The sequence below is a fragment of the Thiocapsa roseopersicina genome, assembly GCF_900106925.1.
GTDB classification, from domain to species: domain Bacteria; phylum Pseudomonadota; class Gammaproteobacteria; order Chromatiales; family Chromatiaceae; genus Thiocapsa; species Thiocapsa roseopersicina.
Window position 1 is genome coordinate 12,737 of the sequence record NZ_FNNZ01000018.1, and the last position, 13,098, is coordinate 25,834.

The following is a 13,098-nucleotide window of genomic DNA, read 5'->3' on the forward strand; positions in this document are numbered from 1 at the left end:
TCTCAAGCGGCTGCTTCGCCCTGCTCGTCGGGCGGAATCGGCCAGGCCGTGAGAATGGCTTGAACCAGGGTCGCGAGCGGAATCGCAAAAAACACACCCCAGAAACCCCAAATCCCGCCGAACACCAGAATAGCGACGATGATCGCAACCGGATGCAGATTCACCACCTCGGAGAACAGCAGGGGCACCAGGACATTGCCGTCGAGAGCCTGGATGATGAAGTAGGCAACCGAAAGCCAGATGAAGGTCGGAGTCCAGCCCCATTGGAACCAGGCCACCAACAACACGGGCACCGTGACCACGGCGGCCCCGATGTAGGGAATGATGACCGAAAAACCGACCAGCAACGACAAAAGCATCGCATATTTGAGCCCGAAGCCGAGGAAGGTGGCGTAGCTGACCAGCCAGACGATCAGGATCTCCCATGACTTGCCCCTGACGTAATTGGAGATTTGCCGATCGACGTCCTTCCAAATGTCGTTCACGATCGTGCGATGGGTCGGCAGGAAGCGATGAAACCACTTTAAGATCAACTCCTTGTCCTTCATGAAGAAGAACACGAGCAGCGGCATAAGAATCAGATAAACCAGGATGGTGATGACCCCGACGACGCTTGCGAGCGACCATGAGAGTACGCGTTGACCGAACATCACTGTCTCGGCTCGGATCGCCCCGATCAACTCGGCGACCTGGGCCTCGGTCACCAGATCCGGGTAATGCTCGGGCAGATCCAGAAGCGCCGTGGTCGCGGCCGAGATCATCGACGGCAACTGCTGCACCAGCTCGGTGACCTGAAGCGACACCGAGGGCACGACGCCCACCAACACCAAGGCAACGAACACCAAAAAGGCGATATACACCACCAAGACGCTTGCCGAGCGCGGCAACCCGCGACGCTCGAGCTGCCCGACCAAGCCCTCGAGCAGATAGGCGATGACGATGCTGGCCAACACGGGCATGAGCATGCGGCCCATGGTGATGACCACGGCAAACAAGATCAGCAGCAGGATGGCCAGAAAGATGATCTGGGGATCGGAGAAATAACGCCGAAACCAGTTCGCGACGATTTTCATGTGGACTGAATCAGCCTTCCGAGAGGTGTTTGGCTCTGTAATCGCGGTAGTGACGGGCGAACAAGGCTTCGAGATCGTCGATAACCTCGTTTGCCGGACGACCCTGCAGGACGTGCGCGGACATCAGCGCCGAGGTTTCGTTGAGCATCGGTCCGCGATCGAGCATCTCGTAGGCCTTCGACAGACGCTTGATCGCGGCGACCACGCTTTCGGTGGTCGGACGCGGCACGGGAATGGGTTCGCGTAGCCCGCCATGCGGCTCCGGCGTCGTGGCCCCCCGCTGCGCGAGAAACTCGGCGAATGCGAGCAGCGTTTCACGCTCCGCGGGAGCGAGCGAGCGGAACAACCGCGCGAGACGCCGCTCCGGCTCGGGTCCTTGAATTCGACTCATCACGGGGAGCGGCTCAGTGGAGATTCGGGGGTCGCGGGCAGCCGCAGCGGGCCTGCGGCTTCGCAGTCGCTCGGGGTGGATTGGTTACGGGGTCCATCGCGTTTCGGCGTCAGTCGTCGTGCTCGCGGCAGTAGGCCCGCGCAAACTCCAGCAACTCTTCCATGACGCGCAGTCGAAACTTCTGTTTCTGATGGACGAAGGAGAAGGGACGATCCAGCGGCGGATCCAGGTTGAGGGCAACCAGCGTGCCCAGCTTAAGCTCTTTCTGAATCGTCGCACCCGACACCACCGACACGCCCATCCCGGCCTCCACGGCGCCTTTGACGGCCTCTGGGCTGCCGAGCTCCATCGACACCTTGAGCACGGAATGACAATCGTGTTGCAGGTTCAGGTAATCGTTGATCACCTCGCGCGTTCCCGAACCCTCTTCACGGCAGATGAAGGGGTACTCCAGGAGGCGCTCGAAGGTGACCATCCCGGCACCGGCTAGCGGATGACCCGGCGGGACGATCGCGAAGAGGTGATCGCGCTTGCAATGCTCCACGACCAGGTTCTTGTTCCCGACCGGCGCTTCGACCACACCAAGATCAATGGTGTTGTTCTCCACCATCGAGACGATCCCGTCGCTGTTGGAGACCTTGAGGTGGATGATCACATCCGGATAGCGCCCCTTGAAATCACCCAGCAGGGTCGGGAGCATGTACTCGGCAATGGTCGTACTCGCACCGATCGCCAGCGAACCGCTGATCTCGCCGGTGATCTCGCGAACTGCATTCTCCATTTCGGAATACAGCTCGAAGATGCGGTCCGCCGAGCCGAATACCGTTTTCCCCGCATCAGTGAGGCTGATCCGGTTGTGCGTCCGGTCGAACAGGCGCGTGTTGAAGTGCTCCTCCAACTGACGGACCTGGAAGGTGACGGCGGGCTGCGTCATATGCAGCACTTCGGCAGCCTTGGTGAAGCTCAGCAGCCGAGCGACCGTATGGAAAACCTGGAGTCTGCGATCTGCCATCCGTAGACCACGTCGAGATGACGACAGCGAAATAAGACCGATTTATATCACAATCACGGGATGCGGGGGTAGCTCTGCGGGATCGGCGGACGCCGATCGAACAGAGGCCGAAACCGCAGGCATGACAGGTGATTGCGGTCACGAAATTTTCCCGCAACAACCTCTGGATAAATGTGGCATCTTCGCCTAAAGTGCGCCGCAGAAAAACAACGAACACCGACAAGACGAGGAGCCTCCTGCATGAAACAACAGATCGCTCGCGCGATTGCGACCGCCATCGCTGCCGGAGCCTTCGTCGCTGCCGGTGAATCGCTCGCCGCAGGCTTTTCACTCCCGGAGATCTCGACGGCCGGCATCGGACTGGCGAACGCCTTGGTCGCGAATCCAGAAGAGTCCGGCGCCTTCGCCTACAACCCGGCCGCCATGGGATTTCATGATACGTCGAGCGTCGCCCTGGGCGCGCTCCTGATCAACCCCAACTTCAGCGTTCGGACCGCCTCGGGGCAACACGACAGCCAGGGCGCGGAGTGGACAGCGGCGCCGATGATCCAGACTGCACTGCGGGTCAACGAGGATTGGCGCATCGGACTGGGGATCACGGCCCCTTTCGGGCTCGAGACCCGCTGGGAGGACGGAACTTTCCCCGCCCTGAGCGGCACCGTGCGCATACCGGTTCCGCCGCCGCTGGATCCGAACGTGCCGCGCGGGCAACCCACCGCGAGCAAGCTCGAGATCCTCGACTTCTCCCCGACCGCGGCCTATCGCGTCAACGAAAATCTGAGCCTGTCCGGCGGCCTGGATATCTACTGGGTGAAGAACGCCCAGCTCGACTCGACCGCAGGACGACTCAGCGGAGACGGAGCCGATCTCGGCTTCAACCTGAGCGCACTTTATCGTTACGAGGCATGGAGCTTCGGCGCCGCCTTTCGCTCCAGCGCAACCGTCGGCCTCGAAGGGAATTACCAACCCTTGAGCCGAACCCTGGTCGCGATCGGCCGGCTTCCGCCCGGACAGAACGCCGAGGTGGATGTCGACCTGCCCTGGCGTCTGCAGCTCGGAGCCCGCTATGCCGTCACCGAAGCCTTGGCCGTCGAGATCGACTGGACGCGCACGGGCTGGAGCGACTTCAGCAAGCTCGAGGTTGAAGGAACGCGTACGGGGGAGACCATCTTTACCGATACGAACGACTGGAACGACAGCAACGCGTACCGACTCGGCGTCACCTATCAAGTCGGGCCGGACACCCAGCTCCGCTTCGGCTACTCCTACGACGAGACGGGGCAAGAGGACGCCCACTTCAGTGCGCGCGTCCCGGACAGCGACCGCCACCTCTTCGGCATCGGTGTCGCACATCTGCTCGGCGACGGCCTCTCTATCGAAGCGGGATACATGTACGTCAAGGCGAATGATCGAACGATCCGCAGCGACACGCCCTACCGCGGAGGAGACATCAACGGGACCGATGCGATCGACGGCGATTACGAGATGGACGCCCACCTCATCGGGCTCGAGATCGTCAAGGCATTCTAAACCGCTAAACCGCGTCTGGAGCGGCATGCGCGGTTGTTGGCTTGGATCGGCTACGGCTGAAACGACGCGCGCCGGAGCTGACGCGGTTTAGGATGGCAAGAATAAGAACCTTAAACCGCGTCGCGACCAAAGCTTCGAGTCTGCACTTACCGTTTGACTCACTCGGAGCTCGGCATCTCGGCCTGGACGCGATTTAGCCGAGTGCCGGGATATCCTTGACGGTTGCGGATTGGCGCGGGCGCCAACGCAGGATAAATCCAACGAAGAACGCCGCCCCGAGAGCGGCGTTCTTCGTTGCAAACCCGGTGCGACGCAACGTCGTCCCGGACCACGCGCAAGGCGAGACCCGCGCGCGAGGCGCGGGGCGCGCTTCAGATGTAGAGACAGATGTCGCTTTGTCCCGCAAACTCGAAAAAGGCTGCCGCGCCCGCGTATTCCACACCGTCGATGAACTCGGCCTGGTTCATGTCGAACAGGTCGACCGTCATCTGACAGGCGATCAGCTTGACCTCGGCCTCTTGGCAGAGATCGCGCAGCTCTTCCACACTGGCGACGCCCTTGTCCTTCATCTTCTTCTTCATCATCGAGGTCATCATGCCCTGCATACCGGGCAAAGTCAGACCCAGGACCGGAAACCACTTGTCCATGCCCATCGGCATGGGCATTCCGGGGTTGCCGAGCGGGGTCACCTCGAGGGCGAGCTTCTTCTTCAGGAGCTGCAGCCCGTAGAAGGTGAAGAAGATCTGTGTCTCGTATCCGAGCGCGGATGCGGTCGAGGCGAGGATAAAGGGTGGGTAGGCCCAATCGAGAGAGCCTTTAGTGGCGATAATGGCGAGTTTCTTTTCTTCCATCGTGTCCTCCTCGCGGGTCGATCGGCTCGCGGGTTGATTCGTTTGAGCGAGACGGCCCGGCCGTCAGCCCTTCTTGATCAGGAAGTGGAACTTCCCGCCATCTTCCTTCGACTCCATCAGCTCGTTGCCGGTCTGCTTGGCGAAGGCATCGAAGTCCTTGACCGAGCCCGGATCGGTGGCCACGACGTGGAGCACTTGGCCCGAACCCATCGCGTTCAGTGTCTTCTTCGCACGTAAAATCGGGAGCGGGCAATTCAGGCCGCTGGCGTCGAGCTCTTGGTCAAAATCTGCCATGGAGTACCTCCGGTCGGGTGCTGTTTTAGAATATCAGTAGACACAAGAATTCGGTTTTATAGGCGAAACAGGCCGAAAAGGCAAGGCGCCGAGGGCTGCGCTCGGAGCCGATCGCGGCCGTTTCCGGCCGATCTCGACGAGCGTCCCGCGCGAGCCCGACCGGGTCATGCGATCGGGTAGCCGTGACGGGCCCAAGCGATGATTCCGCCCCGCAGATTCAGAACACGGTCGTAACCCTGTTGCATCATGTAGGCACAGGCTTGATAAGACCGCGCACCGCTGCGGCAGTAGAGCACCACATCCCGATCTTTAGGCAACTCGCTGATCCGAATCGGAATCAGATGCATGGGCAGCTGCATGGCGTCGGGGATAGCGCCTTGGGCGATCTCCGCAGGGGTGCGGATATCCACGAGCAGCACATCCTCGCCGCCCGCGATCCTGCCGTGCAGCGATTCGGAATCGATCTCGTTGATCACATCGTCGTCCTACCACAAACCTAAGTATTTAAGTATATTAAGGACTTTTGACGGCCAACTCAACGACCCTTGTGGGCCTTACAAACCGAAATGAGCATGGAATTCCTTCCGATCTTTCAAGACATCAGGGATAAACCCTGCTTGGTCGTCGGCGGCGGCGTCACCGCGGCCCGCAAGGTGGGCAGCCTGCTCCGTGCCGGCGCTGCGGTCACGGTTGTCGCACCCGACCTCGTCGATTCGCTGAACGACCTGGCCGATACAGGCGCGATTCGTCATCTCGTGCGGCGCTTCGAATCCGGCGATATCCAAGGCAACCGGCTCGTGATCGCCGCAACGAACGACCGCGGAGTCAACCGCAAAATCGCCGAGCTCGCGCGCGAGCACGACATCCCGGTCAACGTCATCGACGACCCGGATGCCTGCACCTTTCTCCTGCCCTCGATCGTCGATCGCTCGCCCGTCGTGGTGGCGATCTCCACCGGCAAGGCTTCGCCCGTGCTGGCGCGGCTGCTGCGGACCCGACTCGAATCCATCATCCCCGCCGGCTACGGCCGGCTCGGGCAGCTCTGCGCACGCTATCGCGACCGGGTAAAGGAGCGCTTCAGCGCCCTGCCCGATCGGCGTCGATTCTGGGATCGCGTGCTGGAAGGCGCGGTTGCGGAGCGCATCTTCGCGGGCCAATTCGCCGAGGCCGAGGCGGTCATCGAGCGCGAATTGGCCCACGATGCCCTCGAATCCGATATGGGCGAGGTCTACCTCGTCGGCGCCGGCCCCGGTGATCCGGACCTTCTGACCTTCCGCGCCCTGCGCTTGATGCAACAGGCCGATGTCGTCGTCTACGACCGCCTGGTCGCCGAGCCTATCCTCGAGATGACGCGCCGCGACGCTCGCCGCATCTACGTCGGCAAACAGCGCAACCACCACGCCATGAGACAGGAGGAGATCAACCAATTGCTCGCCGATCTCGCCAAGGATGGGCATCGCGTGTTGCGCCTGAAGGGCGGCGATCCCTTCATCTTCGGACGCGGCGGGGAAGAGATCGACACCCTCGCCGTGCAGGGCGTGCCCTTCCAGGTCGTGCCCGGCATCACGGCGGCCGCAGGCTGCGCGAGCTACACCGGCATCCCCCTGACCCACCGCGACTACGCCCAATCCGTGACCTTCGTGACCGGCCATCTCAAGGACGGCACCATGAACCTCAACTGGGGCGCACTCGCGCAGCCGAGCCAAACGGTGGTCTTCTACATGGGCCTTGCGGGTCTGCCGATCATCGTGGACCAGTTGATCGCAAACGGCGTCTCGCCGCAGATGCCCATCGCGCTTATCCAGCAGGGGACGACGCACCTGCAGCGCGTTTACTCGGGCACACTCGAGACCATCGTGGAGCTGGTGGAGGCCGATCCGCCGGAGCCGCCGACCCTGATCATCGTCGGCGAGGTCGTGAAGCTACGCGAGAAGCTGAGCTGGTTCAGCCCGCCGGACGAGCCGCAGCTCGGCGCCACCGCGCGCTTAGTCAGCTAAACTGCGTCTTGCGAAAGTATGCGAGGTTCTCGGTGGATCGGAATCTCGCGCTCCCCGGAAAGGCTGGAGCCGACGCAGTTTAGGTCATTGATTGATTTTTTATCCTAAACCGCGTCGACTCCAACCTTGAGCACATCGTCCGACGTCGACACAACGCGACAACAGGCCATATGGCACGGGACACGGTTTAGCAGCGGCTTAGCGGGTGATGCGGTCTTCGGTGCCCGTGATCAGGTTTCGGATATTGCTGCGGTGCCGCCAGAAGAGCAGGCCCGTGATGATGAGCTGCATCCCGATCAAGACGTTGTCGGGCCAGAAGATCCACACGATCACGGGTGCGAGTGCCATGGAGATCAAGGCGGACAGGGAGGAGATCTTGAGCACCTTGGCGACAAACAGCCAGATGGCCGCCACCGAGAGGCCAATCGGCCAGAAGAGCCCGATCTGTACGCCCAAGGCAGTGGCTACGCCCTTGCCGCCGCGGAATCCGAAGAAGACCGGGTAGAGATGACCGATGAAGGCCGCCAAACCGATACCTGCCAGCACCGCCGGACCCGCGCCGAGGAGATGACCGACCATCATCGGGATCAGACCCTTCAGACTGTCGCCGACCAGCGTGATGGCAGCGGCCTTCTTCCCCCCGATGCGCAGCACGTTGGTCGCACCTGGATTATTGGACCCCTGCGTGCGCGGATCCGGGAGCCCCATCAAGCGGCAAACGATGATGGCGCTGGAAACCGAGCCCAGCAGGTAGGCGGCGACGATGAGGAGCGAGGCTGTAATCATGGGGCGCAATTGGACATGGGAAGCCGTTACAGGTCAAGCTGAGGCGACGCAGTAGCGGAGCGCGCAGCGTCACCCGGCACGATTCCGAGCGACAAGCTACGTTTGGTCGAAAACACACGGACTGAAGACACCAAAACCTTCGGATATGACGCGATCCAAATGAAAAAATTCAGAATTCCAGACCGCGTTCGCTCCACCGATCGCGGGCTTATTCAGCTGCCCGGCAACACGGCACCATCAGATGCTCCGCGGAACGCGGTCTAGCATGGACACCGTATTCATTCGCGGCCTGCGGATCGACACCACCATCGGCATCCACGACTGGGAGAAGCGCATCCGCCGCCCCGTCGTTCTGGATCTGGAGATGGCGAGCGACATCGCGCGCGGCGCGGCTACGGATCGCATCGAAGACGCGCTGGACTACGAGGCCGTCACGCGGCGCTTGGAGCAATTCGTCTCGGAAAGCCGCTTCGAGCTGGTGGAGACGCTCGCCGAGCGCTGCGCGTCTATCCTGCGGGATGAGTTTGGCGTTGCTTGGGTGCGGCTCACGCTGAGCAAGCCAGGCGCCGTCGGCAAATGCGTGGACGTGGGCGTGACGATCGAGCGCGGCGAACGGTGTTGAGCGGCCCCGGGAGTGCGTCCAGCGCGGTGTCCGGCAGGGCGCTGCGAGGCAGCGTAGCCGGAGGGACAAACGCAGCGCAGTCCCCAGGCACCGTCGCAGGACCAGGTGGACTTCGCTGTGACTACCGTCCGAGATCGTTGTCGTTGTCGTTGTCGTAATCGACCATCGATACGACAACGACAACGAACAGTCTCGACACATCTGCCGTGCTGCACGAACGAGCAACGTCCCCTTCGCGTACTTCAGGGTGCCGCGACGTCGATGAGGACCTCGTTGCGCCGCAGAAAACCGGGCGTGAAGGGATCGTTGTAGTAGGCATAGACGGCAGGACCCGCGGGCGTCAGGCCCCGCGCGGTCATCCAGGTCCGCAGTGCCGCCTCTTGCTCCGCAAGCGCGGCGTCTGTGGTCGAGCCGCTGAAGCGAACCGCCGCGCGCCGCTGCGCCGGGATCTCGCGCAGGCGCACCTCGGAGGTCGCCGGCGCCGGAAGCGCCTCCAGGCTGTAGCCGGAGGGCATGATGAAGCGCACCGACCAGGCGTCCTCCCCTGTCGGCGACTGGATCACCGGGGCGGTCATCGCGATTCGCTCTGCAGGCGCCTCGGGACGCTGCTGGATGACGGGTGCGGTCATCGCGATCTTCTCCCCGCCCCGCTCCTTGGCAAAGATGTAGCGTGCGAGCGGCCCGAACCCGGCTCCGAGCGCTTCGCGTCGCGCACCGGCGCGCGTCGTCTCGGCGACCACGAGGGCCGGGTAGTCCCGGAGCTCGAACGCGCCGTCGCTCTCGACCGCGACATACTCGGGCGTCTCTACGTTGTGAACCACGAAGACGAACACAGCCATGGCGACGATGCCGAGCACAGCCACCACGCCGACGATCAACAGAAATGTCTTCATCCCTCGCCTCGCGATGCCAAGCCGCCGATGCGCAGCAGTTGAGTCACCAGCTCGCCGGTGTCGTCCGGCTGATCGGCTCGGTCGGCCGGTGTCCAGGAATAATCCGTTTCGAGCCGGTAGGATCCCAGAAACGTGTAAGGGACCTCGCCGCCCCACTCGGCCGGCGCAAGCATCGAGAAGAATGGCTCGCCGACCGCCTTGCGATAGAGGTGATAGGTCCGCCCCGGGATACGTTTGAAGGCACACCGCGCACGGGTCAGCGTCTGCTCCTCCTTGGCGTCCGCGAGGACCTTGCGCGCCTCCTGCTGAAGCAGCTTGATCTGGTCGGCGATGACCCGAAGCTTCGCACCCGTGCGGGCGCTCAACATCGACTCCGCCCGGGCGACCTCGCTCGCGAGCTCGCCGGAATCGAAGGCCGGGGCCAAACGGCTGACCGGATAGGGTGAACTGTGTGCGCCACCACGGTGAAGCACGCCTTTATCGTCGTTGCTCATCTGCCTGTCTCTCTTGTTTCGTCGTCCGTCCGAGGATCGACGGCCTCCCGGCGATATAGTGTCGCCGTGCGAAAAAGCACGAACGAGGATTTCGCGATGGATGATACGACCGACAGGACACGCAGACCCGATGGAACCGGCGCGACCGATATCTCGGCCCGACTCACCGAGCTCATCCGAACGGAGATCGCGGCCGCCGACGGCCTGCTGCCATTCGACCGCTTCATGGATCTAGCCCTCTACGCACCGGGTCTCGGCTACTACGTTGCAGGCGCCGTGAAGCTCGGACGGGACGGCGATTTCGTGACCGCGCCCGAGATCTCTCCGCTCTTCGGGCGTTGTCTTGCCGCACAGTGTGCCGAGGTGCTGGAGCGACTCGGCGGCGGCGATCTACTCGAGCTCGGCGCCGGCACCGGAACGCTCGCCGTCGAGGTGCTCAAAACCCTGGAGCACCGGGACTCCCTGCCCGGCCGTTACCTGATCCTGGAGCCGAGCCCGGATCTTCGGGAACGCCAACGCACGCTGATCCGGGAGCGGATACCGCATCTGGCGGAACGCTGCGCATGGCTCCCCCGACTGCCCGAGACGCTGCGCGGGGTCGTCCTCGCCAACGAGGTGCTGGACGCCATGCCCGTGCATCGCTTCAGCATCCGCGAGGACGGCGGAATCGACGAGGTCTTCGTCACCGAGCGCGCCGGCGCCTTCCTCGAGGTCACCGCGCCGGCACGTTCGCCCGGACTCGCCGACGCCGTCGGCGCGTTGCAGGCCGAAGGGTTTACGCAAGCGCCGGGCTACGGCTCGGAGATCAACCTGCGCCTGCCGCCCTGGATGAAAGCATTGAGCGGCGCGCTGGAGGCTGGCCTCGTCCTCTTGGTCGATTACGGCTATCCGCGCCCGGCCTACTACCAGCCCGACCGCACCATGGGGACACTCATGTGCCACCGCCGCCACCAGGCCCACGGCGACCCTTACAGCCATGTCGGGCTGCAGGACATCACTGCCCATGTGGATTTCACCGCAGCCGCCGAGGCCGGTGTCGCCGCGGGCTTCGAGCTGGCCGGCTTCACCACGCAGGCGAGCTTCCTGATCGGCTGCGGGATCGACCGGATCCTCTCCGAGGCACCCGATGCCTTCGACCTGACACCCGGCGCGAAGCAATTGCTCCTGCCGACGATCATGGGGGAGCGTTTCAAAGTCATGGGCTTGACGAAGGAGATCGATGGGGCGCTGTGCGGATTCTCGATCCGAGACCTCAGCGGAAGGCTTTGAACCGCGTCGCTGCAAAGGTGATTTCCGGAAAAGGATCTACCTGCAGAGCCGCAACCAGGAAGAGTGGTCGAAGGCTCTGTTCGTTGTCGTTGTCGGATTCCGGACGAACACAACAACGACAACGAAAAATTCTGCGAGGGCTTGCTCAAGATTGACGGCAACGCAGCGCCGACCCATTACATCGCTGCTCGACACGCCTTGATCGTGCCTCCGATCTGGGTGAGGATACTCAGGATTGAGAAACCCGATAATTCACCAGCCCCGCCCCGCACCCGCGAGGCCATCCCGCCGAAACAAGGCAGCAGGAGCAGGATGAGAGGATGTAAACTCTGTCGATACAGCAAGGTCTGCAATGATCTCCCAGGGGTTTGCATCCTGCTCATCTATGCCACCATCTTTGTGGTGGTCACCGCACTCGGCTATCTCTTCGTGACGCAAGAGCTGCTGTAATGGCGGACAAGACCCCGGATCCGCACAACCTGTCGACGATCGAGGCCGGCGGCCGGAAGCCGGCGGCTGGAGGCTCTCCGAAAAGATGAAACATCCTGTCGTGCTCGTCGGTGTCGGCGAGATGGGCGGCGTTTTCGCGCGCGGCCTGCTCAAGCTCGGACATCCCCTGTACCCCGTGCTCCGCGGGGCCTCTTTGGTCACGGCCGCAACCCAGCTGCCCGAGCCGCAGTTGGTGTTGATCGCGGTCGGAGAGGCCGACCTGGCCGCGACCCTCGCCGCCCTTCCCCCTCAATGGCGCGGGCGTCTGGGTCTGCTCCAGAACGAGCTGCTGCCGAGCGACTGGTCCGACTGCCCCGACCCGACGGTGATCTCGGTCTGGTTCGAGAAGAAGCCGGGGCGCGACCACAAGGTCATCATCCCGTCCCCGGTGTATGGCCCGCAGGCGGATCTGCTGGCCGATGCGCTGGCGACCCTGGCGATCCCCACACACCGCTTGAGCAGCGCCGAAGAGCTCGTCTTCGAGCTGGTGCTCAAGAACCTCTTCATCCTGACAACCAATATCGCCGGGCTGCGCACGGGCGGAACGGTCGAGACCCTATGGTCGCGGCATCGCGCCTTTGCCGAGCAGGTCGGCCACGAGGTGATCGATCTTCAGGAGGCCATGACCGGGCGCCGGTTCGATCGCGATGCGCTCTTCAATGCGCTCGGCATCGCCTTCGCCGGCGATCCCGAGCACGCCTGCATGGGTCGGAGCGCACCGGCCCGCCTCGCCCGCGCCATTCGCAACGGCGAGGCGCATGGCCTGGACCTGCCCCTCATGCACGCGATCGCCGCCGAGCAGGCATGAGCCGCGCCGTGACCGACACCGACCCGCCCGAGACGCGGACTGCGAACGAGGCAGCAAACACGGCTGCGAACCAGACCGTGACCGAGACGGCCTCACTGCTCGCCCGCGGTCGTGCCGTCGAGCTGCATCTGGAGGTCCGCTTCCAAGATGGCTTCGTCGCACTCTCGACCTTCGACGCCGAGCCGATCGCCTGCACCATCGGCGACGGCACCCTGACCGCGGAGTTCGAGTCCACGCTCCTCGGTCTTGCTCCGGGCAGCGAGACCTATGTCGTCGCGCATGGCTCGGAGCTCTTCTCGCCCTATGACGAGGCCAACATCCACTGGATGGAGCGCGGCGATTTCCCGCCCGAGATCGCGCCCATACCCGGCCTGGTCGTCGCCTTCCAGACACCCGGCGGTCACGAGACCAGCGGGGTCGTCCTGGAGGTGGAGGCGGATCGCGTGCGGGTCGACTTCAACCATCCCTTCGCCGGACGCTCCCTGACGATCCGCGTGCGCGTCTTGTCCGTGGCCGAGCCTGAACCCGAGCCCCGGCCCAAGCATGGCCCCGAGGCGTGAATTTTCCCGACCGATCCCCTATTCTTTGA

At 63.2% G+C, this 13,098-nt stretch carries 16 protein-coding genes; 7 read left to right on the plus strand and 9 right to left on the minus strand.

Going from position 1 to position 13,098, the window contains the following annotated elements; all coding sequences use genetic code 11:
• Nucleotides 1-2: 2 nt before the first annotated feature.
• The 3 genes from BLV04_RS17145 to BLV04_RS17155 form a co-directional block, all read right to left on the minus strand.
• Complete coding sequence (locus tag BLV04_RS17145; protein ID WP_093034986.1) at nt 3-1,073, minus strand: AI-2E family transporter; 1,071 nt, start codon at nt 1,071-1,073, stop codon at nt 3-5.
• A gap of 10 nt (nt 1,074-1,083) precedes the next feature.
• Complete coding sequence (locus tag BLV04_RS17150) at nt 1,084-1,464, minus strand: hypothetical protein (protein ID WP_093034989.1); 381 nt, start codon at nt 1,462-1,464, stop codon at nt 1,084-1,086.
• A 109-nt stretch (nt 1,465-1,573) separates the two neighbouring features.
• The gene (locus BLV04_RS17155; RefSeq protein ID WP_093034992.1) at nt 1,574-2,476 is read right to left on the minus strand and encodes a LysR family transcriptional regulator; all 903 of its coding nucleotides are present in this window, start codon (nt 2,474-2,476) and stop codon (nt 1,574-1,576) included.
• A 240-nt stretch (nt 2,477-2,716) separates the two neighbouring features.
• On the opposite strand from BLV04_RS17155, the gene BLV04_RS17160 reads away from it, so the two are divergent.
• Complete coding sequence (locus BLV04_RS17160; protein ID WP_093034995.1) at nt 2,717-4,006, plus strand: OmpP1/FadL family transporter; 1,290 nt, start codon at nt 2,717-2,719, stop codon at nt 4,004-4,006.
• A gap of 371 nt (nt 4,007-4,377) precedes the next feature.
• Here the strand turns inward: BLV04_RS17160 and dsrE2 are convergent, their stop codons facing one another.
• The 3 genes from dsrE2 to BLV04_RS17175 all read right to left on the minus strand — a co-directional run bounded on the left by dsrE2 (nt 4,378) and on the right by BLV04_RS17175 (nt 5,627).
• Entirely contained in the window at nt 4,378-4,857 is a 480-nt protein-coding gene (dsrE2, locus tag BLV04_RS17165; RefSeq protein ID WP_093034998.1) for a sulfur carrier protein DsrE2, read from the minus strand.
• A gap of 63 nt (nt 4,858-4,920) precedes the next feature.
• Entirely contained in the window at nt 4,921-5,151 is a 231-nt protein-coding gene (locus BLV04_RS17170) for a sulfurtransferase TusA family protein (RefSeq protein ID WP_007192878.1), read from the minus strand.
• A 164-nt stretch (nt 5,152-5,315) separates the two neighbouring features.
• On the minus strand, nt 5,316-5,627 hold the full coding sequence (locus BLV04_RS17175) for a rhd_2599 family sulfurtransferase (RefSeq protein ID WP_093035001.1): 312 nt from the start codon (nt 5,625-5,627) through the stop codon (nt 5,316-5,318).
• Between the two features lie 96 nt (nt 5,628-5,723).
• On the opposite strand from BLV04_RS17175, the gene cysG reads away from it, so the two are divergent.
• Complete coding sequence (gene cysG / locus BLV04_RS17180; protein ID WP_093035004.1) at nt 5,724-7,148, plus strand: siroheme synthase CysG; 1,425 nt, start codon at nt 5,724-5,726, stop codon at nt 7,146-7,148.
• Nucleotides 7,149-7,346: 198 nt separating this feature from the next.
• Here cysG and plsY read toward each other — a convergent pair whose 3' ends face one another.
• Entirely contained in the window at nt 7,347-7,934 is a 588-nt protein-coding gene (gene plsY, locus BLV04_RS17185) for a glycerol-3-phosphate 1-O-acyltransferase PlsY (protein ID WP_093035007.1), read from the minus strand.
• Nucleotides 7,935-8,199: 265 nt separating this feature from the next.
• Here plsY and folB point away from each other — a divergent pair, with 265 nt between their 5' ends.
• Nucleotides 8,200-8,556 (plus strand): dihydroneopterin aldolase, encoded by a 357-nt coding sequence (folB, locus tag BLV04_RS17190; protein ID WP_093035010.1) that lies wholly within the window; start codon nt 8,200-8,202, stop codon nt 8,554-8,556.
• Nucleotides 8,557-8,798: 242 nt separating this feature from the next.
• On the opposite strand, the gene BLV04_RS17195 is transcribed toward folB, so the two are convergent.
• Both BLV04_RS17195 and BLV04_RS17200 read right to left on the minus strand, forming a co-directional pair.
• Nucleotides 8,799-9,449, minus strand: a complete 651-nt coding sequence (locus BLV04_RS17195) for an SOUL family heme-binding protein (protein WP_093035013.1) — start codon at nt 9,447-9,449, stop codon at nt 8,799-8,801.
• A complete protein-coding gene (locus tag BLV04_RS17200) occupies nt 9,446-9,943 on the minus strand; it encodes a DUF2452 domain-containing protein (RefSeq protein WP_093035016.1) in 498 nt (165 codons plus the stop codon). Before BLV04_RS17200 ends, BLV04_RS17195 begins: the two co-directional genes overlap by 4 nt.
• 96 nt (nt 9,944-10,039) lie before the next feature.
• Between BLV04_RS17200 and BLV04_RS17205 the strand changes: the two genes are divergently transcribed.
• The 4 genes from BLV04_RS17205 to BLV04_RS17215 all read left to right on the plus strand — a co-directional run bounded on the left by BLV04_RS17205 (nt 10,040) and on the right by BLV04_RS17215 (nt 13,069).
• The gene (locus BLV04_RS17205; protein WP_093035019.1) at nt 10,040-11,212 is read left to right on the plus strand and encodes a class I SAM-dependent methyltransferase; all 1,173 of its coding nucleotides are present in this window, start codon (nt 10,040-10,042) and stop codon (nt 11,210-11,212) included.
• A gap of 312 nt (nt 11,213-11,524) precedes the next feature.
• Entirely contained in the window at nt 11,525-11,662 is a 138-nt protein-coding gene (locus tag BLV04_RS25000; protein WP_175534674.1) for a hypothetical protein, read from the plus strand.
• Nucleotides 11,663-11,747: 85 nt separating this feature from the next.
• The gene (locus BLV04_RS17210; RefSeq protein ID WP_093035022.1) at nt 11,748-12,509 is read left to right on the plus strand and encodes a hypothetical protein; all 762 of its coding nucleotides are present in this window, start codon (nt 11,748-11,750) and stop codon (nt 12,507-12,509) included.
• The gene (locus tag BLV04_RS17215; protein ID WP_093035025.1) at nt 12,506-13,069 is read left to right on the plus strand and encodes an FKBP-type peptidyl-prolyl cis-trans isomerase; all 564 of its coding nucleotides are present in this window, start codon (nt 12,506-12,508) and stop codon (nt 13,067-13,069) included. Before BLV04_RS17210 ends, BLV04_RS17215 begins: the two co-directional genes overlap by 4 nt.
• Nucleotides 13,070-13,098 lie beyond the last annotated feature (29 nt).

What these genes read in the sequence shown, in the direction of transcription:
- BLV04_RS17215 (WP_093035025.1), top strand. Translation starts at nt 12,506, where the DNA reads ATGAGCCGCGCCGTGACCGACACCGACCCGCCCGAGACGCGGACTGCG.
- BLV04_RS17145 (WP_093034986.1), bottom strand. Translation starts at nt 1,073, where the DNA reads ATGAAAATCGTCGCGAACTGGTTTCGGCGTTATTTCTCCGATCCCCAG.
- BLV04_RS17195 (WP_093035013.1), bottom strand. Translation starts at nt 9,449, where the DNA reads ATGAAGACATTTCTGTTGATCGTCGGCGTGGTGGCTGTGCTCGGCATC.
- BLV04_RS17155 (WP_093034992.1), bottom strand. Translation starts at nt 2,476, where the DNA reads ATGGCAGATCGCAGACTCCAGGTTTTCCATACGGTCGCTCGGCTGCTG.
- BLV04_RS17170 (WP_007192878.1), bottom strand. Translation starts at nt 5,151, where the DNA reads ATGGCAGATTTTGACCAAGAGCTCGACGCCAGCGGCCTGAATTGCCCG.
- cysG (WP_093035004.1), top strand. Translation starts at nt 5,724, where the DNA reads ATGGAATTCCTTCCGATCTTTCAAGACATCAGGGATAAACCCTGCTTG.
- BLV04_RS17205 (WP_093035019.1), top strand. Translation starts at nt 10,040, where the DNA reads ATGGATGATACGACCGACAGGACACGCAGACCCGATGGAACCGGCGCG.
- BLV04_RS17160 (WP_093034995.1), top strand. Translation starts at nt 2,717, where the DNA reads ATGAAACAACAGATCGCTCGCGCGATTGCGACCGCCATCGCTGCCGGA.
- folB (WP_093035010.1), top strand. Translation starts at nt 8,200, where the DNA reads ATGGACACCGTATTCATTCGCGGCCTGCGGATCGACACCACCATCGGC.
- BLV04_RS25000 (WP_175534674.1), top strand. Translation starts at nt 11,525, where the DNA reads ATGAGAGGATGTAAACTCTGTCGATACAGCAAGGTCTGCAATGATCTC.
- BLV04_RS17210 (WP_093035022.1), top strand. Translation starts at nt 11,748, where the DNA reads ATGAAACATCCTGTCGTGCTCGTCGGTGTCGGCGAGATGGGCGGCGTT.
- plsY (WP_093035007.1), bottom strand. Translation starts at nt 7,934, where the DNA reads ATGATTACAGCCTCGCTCCTCATCGTCGCCGCCTACCTGCTGGGCTCG.
- dsrE2 (WP_093034998.1), bottom strand. Translation starts at nt 4,857, where the DNA reads ATGGAAGAAAAGAAACTCGCCATTATCGCCACTAAAGGCTCTCTCGAT.
- BLV04_RS17150 (WP_093034989.1), bottom strand. Translation starts at nt 1,464, where the DNA reads ATGAGTCGAATTCAAGGACCCGAGCCGGAGCGGCGTCTCGCGCGGTTG.
- BLV04_RS17200 (WP_093035016.1), bottom strand. Translation starts at nt 9,943, where the DNA reads ATGAGCAACGACGATAAAGGCGTGCTTCACCGTGGTGGCGCACACAGT.